Annotated in this window: 9 protein-coding genes; 6 read left to right on the forward strand and 3 right to left on the reverse strand. The window is 67.7% G+C overall.

The window, feature by feature from the left end; all coding sequences use genetic code 11:
• Positions 1-19: 19 nt before the first annotated feature.
• Positions 20-391, reverse strand: coding sequence for a CU044_2847 family protein (locus ACG00X_RS05210; protein ID WP_394486943.1), 372 nt, complete (start codon positions 389-391; stop codon positions 20-22).
• Between the two features lie 219 nt (positions 392-610).
• Here ACG00X_RS05210 and ACG00X_RS05215 point away from each other — a divergent pair, with 219 nt between their 5' ends.
• A complete protein-coding gene (locus ACG00X_RS05215; protein ID WP_394486944.1) occupies positions 611-1,522 on the forward strand; it encodes a hypothetical protein in 912 nt (303 codons plus the stop codon).
• Between the two features lie 24 nt (positions 1,523-1,546).
• Here the strand turns inward: ACG00X_RS05215 and ACG00X_RS05220 are convergent, their stop codons facing one another.
• Positions 1,547-2,752: an NAD(P)H-dependent flavin oxidoreductase gene (locus ACG00X_RS05220; protein ID WP_394486945.1), complete on the reverse strand. Its 1,206-nt coding sequence runs from the start codon at positions 2,750-2,752 to the stop codon at positions 1,547-1,549.
• 258 nt (positions 2,753-3,010) lie between these two features.
• On the opposite strand from ACG00X_RS05220, the gene gmk reads away from it, so the two are divergent.
• The 5 genes from gmk to ACG00X_RS05245 all read left to right on the forward strand — a co-directional run bounded on the left by gmk (position 3,011) and on the right by ACG00X_RS05245 (position 11,762).
• Positions 3,011-3,631, forward strand: coding sequence for a guanylate kinase (gene gmk, locus ACG00X_RS05225; RefSeq protein WP_394486946.1), 621 nt, complete (start codon positions 3,011-3,013; stop codon positions 3,629-3,631).
• Between the two features lie 24 nt (positions 3,632-3,655).
• On the forward strand, positions 3,656-3,859 hold the full coding sequence (gene rpoZ / locus ACG00X_RS05230) for a DNA-directed RNA polymerase subunit omega (protein WP_394486947.1): 204 nt from the start codon (positions 3,656-3,658) through the stop codon (positions 3,857-3,859).
• A 77-nt stretch (positions 3,860-3,936) separates the two neighbouring features.
• A complete protein-coding gene (locus ACG00X_RS05235) occupies positions 3,937-6,195 on the forward strand; it encodes a RelA/SpoT family protein (RefSeq protein ID WP_394486948.1) in 2,259 nt (752 codons plus the stop codon).
• 268 nt (positions 6,196-6,463) lie between these two features.
• Positions 6,464-10,204, forward strand: coding sequence for a TonB-dependent receptor (locus tag ACG00X_RS05240; RefSeq protein WP_394486949.1), 3,741 nt, complete (start codon positions 6,464-6,466; stop codon positions 10,202-10,204).
• A 22-nt stretch (positions 10,205-10,226) separates the two neighbouring features.
• Entirely contained in the window at positions 10,227-11,762 is a 1,536-nt protein-coding gene (locus ACG00X_RS05245) for a tetratricopeptide repeat protein (protein WP_394486950.1), read from the forward strand.
• Here the strand turns inward: ACG00X_RS05245 and greB are convergent, their stop codons facing one another.
• Positions 11,763-12,335 carry a transcription elongation factor GreB gene (gene greB, locus ACG00X_RS05250; RefSeq protein ID WP_394486951.1) on the reverse strand — a complete coding sequence of 191 codons (573 nt, stop codon included), beginning with the start codon at positions 12,333-12,335 and terminating at the stop codon, positions 11,763-11,765.
• Between the last annotated feature and the right edge of the window lie 116 nt (positions 12,336-12,451).

Consider the following 12,451-nt stretch of genomic DNA (forward strand, 5'->3'; position numbering starts at 1 on the left):
CTCGCAGCCGCTCGACGGCTCAGTCCTTGCCCGGGCTCCACTTGACGGCCACCTTCACGGCGCCGTTGGCTTCGCCCTTGGCCACGAAGAAGCCGACCGAGCCCTTGAAACCTAGCGAAACTTCCACGGTGACCTCGCTGAGCGACGGCAGCGTGCGGCAACTGGCCTTGATCGGCTCCAGCACCGCCTCCAGCGTCGGGCCGATCTGCGCCATCTCCGCCGCGCCCGGTGCCGGTGTCGCCGGGCCGCTGCCTGCGGACGTCCGCGTCAGCGCCGGGTGGTTGGGGCCACTCGCAGGCGGCGCAGCGGTGGCCGGCGCCGAGGCTGGCACCTCGTCGCTCTCGATCCAGACGGTCCGCCCTGCCAGGACCACCGGGCGCAGTTCGCTCATGCAGCAAGCTCCCACGGAGAAGTCGCCGTCGTAACGTCACGGCAGGTGGCAGTCTGCGCTGTGAAACGGCTGCGGAGCAAGCGAGCTGCCGGGAGATGTCCCTTGCCTTGAGGACGGCAGGCGCGCACGGGGGACCTTGATCTCCATCAATGAGCCACCCGAGCGAGCTTGAACAAGATCAAGGACAGCGGGGCATGCGCGAACCACCATCCGCCCACCATGCCCACCCATGCTGCACCGCCCAGTTGCTGCGCCGGCTTGCGCCAGACCCTGATCCAGGGTTGGCAGCAGGACTTTCCGCTGCACCCGTCACCGTTTCGCCAGATGGCGGCTCGCAGCGGGGCGACGCCGCGCGAGCTGCTGACGACTTGCCGTGACCTGAGCCGCAGCGGCGCCTTGCAGCCGATTCGCCCGCGCTGGGGGGCGGCGCTGCGCCGCGCGCGCTGGCGCATCGCGTTCGACGCGCCGGACAGCCTGGCCACCGCGCTTGCCGCACTGCCCGGTTGCTTTCGCATCGAGCTGGCCGATGCCCCTGCAGGCGCGCCGACGCTGTGGGCCGAGATCGAGGCGCTGGACGAAGCCATGCTGCAGCGGCAGTTGGCCCGACTGCCGCTGGCGCCCTGCGCCTGGCTGCGACTGCCGTCGCCCGGCGCCACGCTCGATTGCGACGATCTCCACCTGGCCGCCAGCATGGAAAAAGGCCTGGCGGTGTGCTCCAAGCCCTTCGCCGAATGCGCCAGGCAGCTGGGCCGCAGCGAGCACCGGGTGCTCGCCAGCCTGAACGCCTGGCGCCGCAACGGTCAGCTCGAGTGTCTGGTGCTGAAGCCTCCGCTGGCGCCCGTCTCGCAGCCGGGCATGCTGGCACTGTGGCAGCGCATCGACCCGCCCGCCCATGTCCTCGCCAGGCTGCTGGATCAGCCCGGCATCGACCGCGTGATCACGGCCGGCGAGGACGCCACCGAATCCTGGCCCTGGCGCCTGAGCATCGTGCTGCGAACGCCACAGCTGGGCGCACCGTCGTGGCGCGAACGGCTGGTCCAAGCCGGCGTGTCCGCCGCACCGGACCACTGCCTGCCCTTGCGCATCAAGCTGCCACGCGACCAGCCCTTACTGTTCAACATGGCCGACTGAACCGCCTGGCCAGGGCGGACTGGCTCAGGCCGGGGTGCCCAGCGGCACGCCGGGCGTCATCAACCGCTCCAGCAACTGGCGCACGGTCGCCACCTGCGAGCCAAACGGCAGCTCGCCACGACCGCGGAAGAACAGCCCCTTGGCCATCTCGCCACGCAACGCAGCCGCCAGCCGCTGATCGATGCAGAACTGGCCCCAGCCCTTGAGCCCGTCGCGCAGGCCGCACTGGCTCAGGCAGTCGAAGGCCATCGTGCAGCGCTGCTTGATCTGCACCACGGCCTGCAGCCGCTCTTCGGCCTTCAGATACTTCTTCAACCAGGGCGTCAACACGGCGCGGGCGGGCAGGCCGGCCACACTGGTGAACTCCACCAGATCCTCGTCGCGCGCCTCGGCCAGCACCTGCTTGAAATGCGGATGGGCGTCGCACTCCTCGGTCGCGACGAAGGCCGTCCCCAGCTGGGCGGCGTCGGCGCCGAGGGATTGCAGCCGCTGGATGTCCTCGCAGCGGCGCACACCGCCGGCCGCGATCAGCGGCACCTGGCCTTCCACGCCGGCGTCCCGCAGATGCTGGCGCACGGCCGGCAGCACCGTCTCGAACGCGAATCGCGCATCGCCCACATCGGCCACGCGGGCGGCGCCCAGGTGACCTGCGGCATGCCCGGGGTGCTCGATGACGATGGCACTCGGCAGCCGCTGGCGGCGCTCCCACTTGCGCCACAGCAGCGCCACGCCGCGCGCGTCGCTCAGGATGGGCACCAGCGCCGTGTCCGGGTGATCCTGGGCCAGCTCCGGCAGGTCCAGCGGCAACCCGGCGCCCACGACCAGCGCGTCCACCCCTTCCTGCAGCGCCGTGCGCACGGAGGCTGCGTAGTCGCTGACCGCACGCATCACGTTGACGGCCACCACGCCGCGCCCGCCGGCAATGCCGCGCGCCTGACGGATCTCGCGGGTCAGCGCCTCCTGGTTGGCCTGCTCGATAACGGCCTTCTTGCGCTCGTCGCCGTCGCTCATGCCCTCGCTGCGGGCCATCAGGTCCGGGTGGTGGCGGCGCAGATCCACCGACGCGATGGTGCCCCAGGCGCCCTGGGCGGCGACGCTGCCGGCCAACCGGTGCGCCGACACGCCCACCCCCATGCCGCCCTGCACGACGGGCAGCAACTGCCGGCCGGCGAGTTGCAAGGGGCGCAGGCCGGCGGCCGCCATGCGTTCAAGGAGCGAGGGTGTGGTCATGGGAAGCGGGAATTGACGCGAAGGCGCCGATGCTGGACCGGATCGATTGATCGCACTTTGATGTCGTTCAAGGTCCGCTGCAATTTCTTGAGCGCAGGCCGCTCGCCCGCCAAAACCGCGGCGTCACGGCAGGGCCAGACGAGAGAGACGTCACGCCAGCGGCCCCGGCCTGGCCGCCAGGTGCCCGGCCGGGCCTCGGGTGCAAGCTAAAGTCGCGAGCCGGCCTAGCGCCCTCAGAGCATCAATTCAGCCCGCGACATGGAATACCCCGGCAATCTCTTCGTCGTCGCCGCCCCGAGCGGCGCCGGCAAATCCAGCCTCGTGAAGGCGCTGCTGGAGCTGGACGCACGACTCGCCGTCTCGACCTCCCACACCTCGCGCGCGCCGCGCGGCCAGGAACAACATGGCCGCGAGTACTGGTTCATCGGGCCCGACGAATTCCGCGCCATGGCCGCTCGCGGCGACTTTTTCGAGTGGGCCGAGGTGCACGGCAACCTCTACGGCACCTCGCGCGCCGGCATCGAGGACCGGCTCCAGAACGGCGACGACGTGGTGCTGGAGATCGATTTCCAGGGCGCGCTGCAGATCAAGCAGCTGTTCCCGTACGCCGTGCTGATCTTCATCCTGCCGCCGAGCTGGGACGAGCTGCGCCTGCGCCTGAACCGGCGCGGCGACACCGAACCCGAGGTCATCGCCAAGCGCATGAACAACGCGCGCGTCGAGGTGGCACAGGCCCAGAACTTCGATTTCGTCGTCGTGAACGCGGTGTTCGACACCGCGGTTTTCGACCTCAAGACCATCGTCCACGCCCAGCGGCTAAAATACGCGGCTCAGCGGCGCAACCGCTCCGCCGTCTTTCAGGCGCTTGATCTGCCCTGACCGCGCTTCAATCCAAGGAACACCATGGCCCGCATCACCGTCGAAGACTGCCTGACCAAGATCCCGAACCGCTTCCAGCTCGTGCTGGCCGCCACTTACCGTGCGCGCATGCTCAGCCAGGGCCACAGCCCCCGCATCGAGAGCAAGAACAAGCCCAGCGTGACGGCGCTGCGCGAAATCGCCGCCGGTGAAGTCGGCATCGAGATGCTGCGCAAGGTGCCGGTCTAAATCGGCCTTCGCCGAATATGCAACGGGCGTCCTCGGACGCCCGTTGGCTTTTTGGCATGGGCTAAATTCGAGCCTCTATGGCCCAACGCTCCCTCACCGCCTGGTTCACGCTGCCCGGGCTGCGCCAGGCGGCGCCTCCGACTCCTGCGGAGGCCGCCTCCTTCGACGCCCTCCTCCCCAAGCTCGGCTACCTCAGCAAGGCCGAGGTCAAGCGCGTCCGCGAGGCCTACAAGTTCGCTGACGAGGCCCACCTGGGCCAGAAGCGCGCCACCGGCGAGCCCTACATCACCCACCCCATCGCCGTGGCCGGCATCTGCGCCGAGTGGCGGCTTGATGTGCAGGCCTTGATGGCGGCGCTGATGCACGACGTCGTCGAGGACTGCGGCGTGCCCAAGACCGAGCTGATCGAGAAGTTCGACGCAACGACAGCGGACCTGGTGGACGGCCTGACCAAGCTCGACAAGCTGCAGTTCTCCACCAAGGAGGAGTCGCAGGCCGAGTCATTCCGCAAGATGCTGCTGGCCATGGCGCGGGACCTGCGCGTCATCCTCATCAAGCTGGCCGACCGGCTGCACAACATGCGCACGATGGGCGCGATGGCGCCGCACAAGGCCCGCCGCATCGCGCGCGAAACCTTCGACATCTACGCCCCAATAGCCCACCGGCTGGGCTTGAACCAGACCTTCCGCGAGCTGGAAGACCTGTCCTTCCAGTACTTTCACCCCTGGCGATATGCCGCGCTGTCCAAGGCCGTGGCCAAGGCACGCGGCAACCGGCGCGATCTGGTGTCGCGCATCGAGGGTGAGATCCGCACCGCCTTCGTCAAGGCCGGCATGCGCGTCGAGGTGCAGGGGCGCGAGAAGACGGTCTACTCCATCTACAAAAAGATGCGCGAGAAGGGGCTGATGAGCTTTGCCCAGGTCAGCGACATCTTCGGCTTTCGCATCCTGACCGAGGAGGAGCTGCAGTGCTACACGGCGCTGGGCGTGCTGCATCAGCTCTACAAGCCGCAGGCCGGCCGCTTCAAGGACTACATCGCCAACCCCAAGGACAACGGCTACCAGTCGCTGCACACGACGCTGCTGGGGCCGCTGGCCACGCCGCTGGAGTTCCAGCTGCGCACCGAGGGCATGCACCAGATCGCCGAACAGGGCGTGGCGGCGCACTGGATCTACAAGAGCCGCAACAAGCAGTCCTCGGCGCTGGCCGCGCAGCAGGCCAATGCGCGCTGGCTGCAGAGCTTGATCGACATCCAGGACGAGACGCGCGACGCCAACGAGTTCCTGGAGCACGTCAAGATCGACCTGTTCCCCGACGCGATCTACGTCTTCACACCCAAGTCCAAGATCATGGCGCTGCCCAAGGGCGCGACGCCGGTGGACTTCGCCTACGCCATCCACTCCGACGTCGGCGACCATTGCGTGGCGGCCCAGGTCAATGGCGAGGCCGTGCCGCTGCGGGCCGAACTGCACAGCGGCGACATCGTGGAGATCATCACCGCGCCCGGCGCCAGCCCCAATCCGGCCTGGCTCAGCTTCGCTCGCACGGGCCGGGCCCGCTCCAAGATCCGCCACTACCTGAAGGACCTGGAGCAGGAAGAGTCGCGCGAGCTGGGCGAGAAGATGCTGGCGCAGGCCATGCGTGTCGAGGGCCTGGGCTTGCCCAGCCTCGAGCTGGAAGACCCGGCCGCCGAAATCTGGCACGAGCTGGCCTCCTGGGCCGGCAGCGCCGGCACCGAGCAGTTGCTCGTCGACATCGGCGCCGGCCGCAAGATTGCCGCCATCATCGCCAAGAAGATGGCGCGGCTGATGGCCGAGCATGGCCAGAAGCCCGATGCGCTGGCGCTGACGCTCGGCCGCTTTGCCGAAGCACCCGTGGACCGCGGCAGCGTGCTCATCGACGGCAGCGAAGGCGCCTCGGTGCAGCTGGCCAGCTGCTGCCGGCCCATTCCTGGCGACGAGTTGCGTGGCTACCTCGGCCGCGGCGAAGGGCTCATCGTGCACACCTGCGACTGCGCCGTCGGCAAGCGGCTCTTCCAGCGCGACAGCGAACACTGGATCCGCGTCGAGTGGGCCGACGAGCCCACCCGCAGCTTCGAGGTCGGCGTGACGCTGCTGCTGAGCAACGGCAAGGGTGTGCTCGCCCAGGTGGCGCAAGCCGTGGCGCAGGCCGAAGCAGACATCACCCACATCGCGATGGGCGAAGAGGCGCCGGCGCTCGAAGAGGTCGAGATGAACCTGCTGCTGGCCGTGCGGGACCGCCTGCACCTGGCCGACGTGCTGCGCGTGCTGCGGCGCACGGCGTCCGTGCAGCGTGTGGCGCGCACCAAACCCTGACACCGTTGTCGTTGTGACAGCGGAGCCTCGCACCGCTCACGCCGCTGAGTGTTTCTGTTCAATTCCCCGGGTTAACCACTGTTTCTGGCGTCGGTATTCCTTTGCGGGATAACAAACCGGCGAAATCGTATTTCTCGGCTCGTAACCCGCTGTTTAAGGTCCGCTCCGTCGCGTGAAACCTGACTGAAACATCGCTGCTCTGGTCAGGGCACGCGTCTTCACAACAAAAGCGGACCGGAACTTACCGGTCACGCGAACGGAGACCCTCGTGACCACGAACAGCCATCCCGCGCTGCGGCGCGACCGCATCGGCGCTGCCGCTTCCCTCGCCGTCGCCCTGCTGGCGGCCCAGGCCGCCCTGGCCCAGCAAGCCACCGAGTCGACCACCGACACGAAACCCGCACCCGCCAAGCCGCCGGAAGCCAAGCCTGCCGACGTGAAGCCGAAGGCACCGGTCAACGAGCTGGAGACGGTGCTGGTGATCGGCACACGCAGGTCGCAGCAATCCGCCATCGACCGCAAGAAGCGCGCGGCAACGGCACAGGACTCCATCGTGGCCGAGGACGTCGGGGCCTTCCCGGACCGCAACATCGGCGAGGCCATCTCCCGCGTGGCCGGCGTGGCGCTGGACCGCGGCGACTTCGGCGAGGGCGTGAACGTCTCGATCCGCGGTAACGGCCCGGAACTGACGCGCGTCGAGATGGACGGCATGGCCGTGCGCTCCGGCGCCGGCACCGATCTGCTCAACGGTGGCGACGGCCGTGGCACGGAATTCCGCGAACTGTCGTCCGACCTCATCAAGAGCGTCGACGTCGTCAAGGGATCGACGGCCGCCATGACCGAAGGCTCGCTGGGCGGCGGCATCATCATCACGACCCGTACCGGCCTGGACTTCGACAAGCGCTACTACTCGCTCAAGGTCGAGGCCACACAGAGCGACCTGAACAAGAAGACGACGCCCAATTTCAACCTGGTGCTGGCCGACAAGTTCCTGGACAAACGCCTGGGCATCATCGCCAACCTGGGCCGCGCCCATTACAAGAACGAGCAGCACGGCATCGCCCAAGGTGGCAGCAACAGCCAGGAAGGCCTGTCGCGCGCGGCGGACTTCGACAACTCGCCCGAGAAGACCTTCACCTTCAATCCGTCCACGGCCTACGGCGACTCGATCAACACCCCGCTCAGCTCCGTGCCCCTGACCGCCGGCGGCGTCTTCAACTCGGCCACGCCGGTTGAATTGCTGACCCGATCGGCCGCCGCCCAATCCAAGGCCGACTGCTTCACGATCTTCCCGAATCTGACGGCTGCGCAAACGGCGGACATCGCTTCGAGCAGCCGTACCGCGGCCTACACGGCGCGCCAGAACGAGCAGTTGACCTGCCTGTCCCAGTGGAACGACTACACGCCGTCCAAGACGGTGGGCTTCCGCTACACGGTCAAGAGCCAGGACGACCGGCGCAACAGCGGCGACATCCGCCTGGACTTCAAGGTCAACGACAAGCTGACCGTGTTCGGCAAGTTCGCCCGCAGCGATCGCCACGTCGACGACACCGTCGGTTTCCTGGGCGTGGGCAGCACGCCCACGTTCAATGCGGCCAACAGCTTCACCGACAACACGACGGCCAACACCCGCTCGCTGGCCACCGGCGTCAGCGGCTCGCTGCTGCCCAGCTACTCCTGGCGTGCCAACAATGCCCCGCTGGTGCTCGGCACGACGACCAACATCCTGCCAGGCTACACGGTCGACTCGAGCCACCACGTGACCAGCTACACGACCGATGGCGGCGTGCTCACCACCGACACCATCTTCAGCTCCATCGACACGACCAGCAAGACACTGTCCACCGGCGGCGAATACCGCGACGGCCGCTTCAGCGCCAACTTCATGGCCGGGTCGACCAAGTCCACGGCGCTGCGCTATGACCGCCGGGCGTCCTACAGCTACAACTACGGCCGGGCCACCTACTCGCTGCAGGACAACGGCCTGTGGGCGTTCTCGCTGCCGGACGGCACGAACAACATCAACCAGTTCAACTGGCCGGCCTACTCGGCACTGAACCCCGCCACGCCGCAGGCGGCCACCGCCGCGTCGGCCACCCAGCTGCTGGCCACGCCGGCCTACACGGCGGCGCAGCGCGCGCTCTACACCAACAACCTGCTGCTGCAGGTCATCCGCTCGTTCGACACCGAGAGCACCGAGCGCACCGCCAAGGTCGACCTGGCCTACAACATGGTGGACAAGGTGCCCTTCCTGACCTCGCTAAAGGGCGGCTTCAACTTCCGCGACACCGGCGGCAAGACGTGGAACGGCGCCGGCGGCACGCTGCAGGACCCCATCGGCACCTACGGCACGGCCGGCTTCAAGCCCGGCGTCTACATGCCGCAGGTCAACACGCGCTGGAACGTCATCGGCTGCGAGAACACCGCCGGCTCCGTGGCGACCGGCGGCCAGCCCTGCGCCTACGGCTACGTGCCCAACAGCAACCTGCTCAACGCCGGCATCGGCAGCACACCGGCGGGCACCACGACACTGACCCAGGCCCAGTACCAGCAGCTGATCCAGTCCACGCTGACGCTGAATCCCGCGGCCCAGTTCTACGGCGGCTCCAAGGGCCGCCCGGACACGCTGATCAACGGCTGGAACCAGATCAACATCGACAAGCTGTTTGCACTGGCAGGCATCCCCGTGCGCCTGGACTGCTTTCGCAGCTGCACGGCCAGCGACGGCAAGGTCTACGACATGCCTTACTCCAGCTTCCGCGAGAAGTCCACGGCGGCTTACGTCATGGAGGATTTCGAGGCGCCGCTGTGGGGGAACATGGAACTGACCGGCAACGTCGGCGTGCGCATGGTGAAGACCGACGTGGAGGCCATGGGCTTCATGTCGTTCAGGTCGATTCGCAAGAACCCGAACTGGAACAAGGACACGAATGCCGGCGATGTCTCCAGCTACGTCACCAGCCAGAACACATCGATCAAGGACAGCGCCACGGACGTGATGCCATCACTGAACCTGGCGCTCTGGCCCGTGGAGGACAAGCTCGCGCTGCGCTATTCCATCGGCCGCACCGTCGCACGGCCGCCGGTCTCCAAGCTGCTGCCGAGCGGCACCTGCACGATCAGCCAGGTCGTCGAGGAGACCGAGCCCGACGACCAGGGCAACTCGCCCAACCAGACCTGCTCCGGCACCATGGGCAACCCTGCGCTGAAGCCTCAGACCAACACCAACCAGAACCTGTCGCTGGAGTGGTATGCCAACCGCGACACCAGCATGTCGGTCAACGTCTTCCGCCAGCGCGGCCTGATCGGCGCGCCCACCATCGGCACGGTTCGCAACAACCAGAACGTATTCAAGGACAGCACGGCCGTCGACCCGCAGACCGGCACACCGCTGAAGGACTACGAGTTCTCGTACACGCAGTGGGACAACGCCCCCGCATCGACCCGCCGCGGCATCGAGTTCGGCGTGAAGACGGCCTTCACCTTCCTGCCGTCCGTGCTGCGCTACACCGGCATCGACGCCAACTACAGCCGCCTGCGCTCCAGCCAGGGCATGCCGGCGCGGGACTTGATCAGCGGCGACGTGCTGCCCGTGGTGAACGAACCGAAGTACTCGTGGAACGCTTCGCTCTGGTATGACGACGGCGCCTTCCAGGCCCGCGTCGCGATGCAGGTCGTGGCGCCACGCTACTTCCTGTTCTCGCCCAATACGTCCAACAACCTGGGCGTGAACAACTATCCGTCCGTGAGCACCACCAGCTGGCGCGCGCCCTACAACCCGGGCGCACCGCAGTTCGGCAACATGACCCGCTACGTGGATGCCAAGATGTCCTACCGCTTCAAGAACGGCCTGGAAATCTTTGCCGACGTGCGCAACCTGACCGGCGAGCGCACGCAGAACACGACGGGCGGCTACCAGGACTACGCCGACGGCATTCCGAGCATCTACTCGGACGGCTACGCCGGCCGCCGCTACACGGTGGGCATGACACTGCGCAGCCCGCGCTGAGCAAAAAAACCGAGGAGCCCCCATGACCGGCTGCGTCCGTCCGTTCTTCACCAGAAGCTGGACGGCGCCAGCCGGTCTGGCCTTTTTCCTGGCGGTCTCGGCCGCCCACGCCCAGCAGGCTGCGAGCGCACCCGGCGGGGCGCCCAACACGCTGGACACCGTCAAGGTGACCGGCCAGCGCAGCAACGGCAGCGTCGATCCGTCGATCGTCACGGCGGCCAAGAACAAGGTCCTGTCGCGCAACTACGCCTCGTCCTGCGCCTTCATGAGTGGCTATTCGGCGGCCGACGATGACGTCACGCTGGCCTATATGCGCGACTTCAACATGTTGGACAACGCGTCCAACGAGGCCGAGCGCTTCAGCGACCTCAGCCCGGACGGCAATGCCAAGACCCAGAGCGTCGCGAGCGGACTGTCCTCCCCCACCGCTGACACGGCCTCGGGCCTGTCGGCACAGACACCCGGCGTGACCTGCTCCGCCGCTGACAACCGGTTTGCCGCCGGCCGCAACTGGATCGCGCGCAAGGACAAGTCGCTCACCCAGGCCTTCGATGCCTACGAGGCCGGCAACTACGTCGAGGCCCGCGCCAGGTTCGAGGAAGGCTGGAAGAAGCTCGGCTACGAGGAAGCGGCGCTGATGCTGGCCCGCATCCAGCTGCTGGGCCTGGGCACGCCCGCCAGCACGACCAAGGCCATCGAATGGCTGCGCGAGGTCGTCGATGCCCGCTACGACCCCGTCAAGGACCGCCTGCAGTTCGATCCCAAGCACCCGGACAACATCAACACCCGCATCGAGGCCGCACTGCTGCTGGCCCGCATCTACCTGACGGGCCAGGGCACACCGCGCGCGCCCGCGCAAGCCTACAAGTGGTGGAGCAAGGCGCTGGACTACGGCTTCGAGCCCGCCGGCACGCTGCTGGCGCAGGCTCACCTGAGCGGCATCGGCACCCAGATCGATGTGAAACCGGCACTGGCCTATCTGGAGGCCGCCGGTGCGGCCGGCGACACCAAGGCCCTCTACATGCTGGGCCAGCTCTATCACCACCAACTGCCCAAGCAGCCGCCCGGCATCCCGCTGGACCTCAACCGCGCGGGCGCCTACTTCGGCGCCGCCGCCAAGGCCGGCCACCTGGAAGCCACCTACGAAGCCGCCCGCATGCTGGACCTGGGCGAAGGCACGCCCGCCCCTGCTCCCGAGCGCGCCATCGTGCTCTACAAGGACGCAGCCCTCAGGGGGCACGCCGACGCGCAGAACGCGCTGGCCACCTACTTCTACCGTGGCGAAGCCGTGGCACAGAACTTCGTGACCGCGCGCCAACTGTTCCAGGCTGCCGCCCAGCGCCGGCAGCCAGATGCGATGTTCAACCTCGCCGTCATGCTGGCCCAGGGCGAGGGCGGCGACAAAGACATGGCCTCCGCCTACGCCTGGTGCGCGATCAGCAAGAGCCTGGGCAACGATCAGGCCGCCACGGCCCTGCCCGTTCTGCGCGCCAAGCTGACACCGGAAGAGGCGGCACGCGCGGAAGCGATGCTCAAGCCCGCACCGAAGAAGTCCTGATCAAGCCTCCGGGCCGGGCGCGGGGTAGTGCACGTCGACCACCTCGATCTTCTCCACGCCCACCGGCGTCACGAGGTTGAGCTCATCGCCCACGCGGGCTTTCAGCAGCGTGCGCGCGATGGGCGAGATCCAGCTCACCTCGCCAGCCAGGCTGTCCGACTCGTCGATGCCCTTGATCGTGATGGTCTTCTCGTCGCCCCGGGCGTTGGCATAGGTCACCGTCGCGCCGAAGAACACCTGCTCGCTGCCATGGTGGGCGCTCGGGTCCACCACCTCGGCGATGTCCAGCCGCTTGGTCAGGAAACGCAGCCGCCGGTCGATCTCGCGCAGCCGCTTCTTGCCGTAGAGGTAGTCGCCGTTTTCCGAGCGGTCGCCGTTCTTGGCCGCCCACGACACCGTCTCCACCATCTTGGGCCGTTCGACGTCGATGAGCTGCATGAACTCCGCGCGCAGCCGCGCGTAGCCGCCGGGTGTCATGTAGTTGCGCGTGCCGGCCGGCAATGCGGGCAGCGACGGGCCGTCGCCGTCATCCTCATCCGCCGCCTCCGATTCCTTCGTGAAAGCCTTGCTCAATTGCCATGTCTCCTTGCTGACGCGCCGCGAGGCGCACGGGCGCACCCGCCGCTTGATTGTCCGATGCGCCCGACAGGCGCCGCAGGACGGTGAGCGTGCCGTCAGCGTGTCATCGA

Source organism: Pelomonas nitida, from assembly GCF_043555975.1.
Taxonomy (GTDB): Bacteria; Pseudomonadota; Gammaproteobacteria; order Burkholderiales; family Burkholderiaceae_C; genus Pelomonas; species Pelomonas nitida.